We start from the raw sequence: 333 nt of genomic DNA, 5'->3' as shown, positions 1-333 counted from the left end.
CCGTCGCCGCCACCGGAATGACGGCATTGGCGGTAACGCCGGCCTTCTTCATCTCCATGGCCCAGGTCCGCACCATCCCCACGATCCCGGCCTTCGCCGCCGCGTAGTTGGTCTGCCCGAAATTCCCGCGCTGGCCCGTCGGAGAACCAATCGCAATGATCCGGCCCTGAACGTTGTTTTCCTTGAAGTACGCGTACGCTTCCCGGACACAGGTAAACGTTCCGCGCAGGTGCACGTTGATCACCAGGTCAAAGTCCTCATCGGTCATCTTCAGCAGCGACTTATCCCGCAGCACCCCGGCATTGGTCACCAGGATGTCCAGCCCGCCGAAGT

General features: G+C 61.9%; 1 protein-coding gene. It reads right to left on the bottom strand.

From position 1 onward, the window contains the following. The coding region (locus AO716_RS14535; RefSeq protein WP_152970025.1) for an SDR family NAD(P)-dependent oxidoreductase at nt 1–333 on the bottom strand (333 nt) is incomplete at both ends.

It is taken from the genome of Arthrobacter sp. Edens01 (assembly GCF_001307035.1).
Lineage (GTDB): Bacteria > Actinomycetota > Actinomycetes > Actinomycetales > Micrococcaceae > Arthrobacter_B.
The sequence above is the reverse complement of the archived record's forward strand: the minus strand, read 5'-3'. Positions and strand labels throughout refer to the sequence as shown.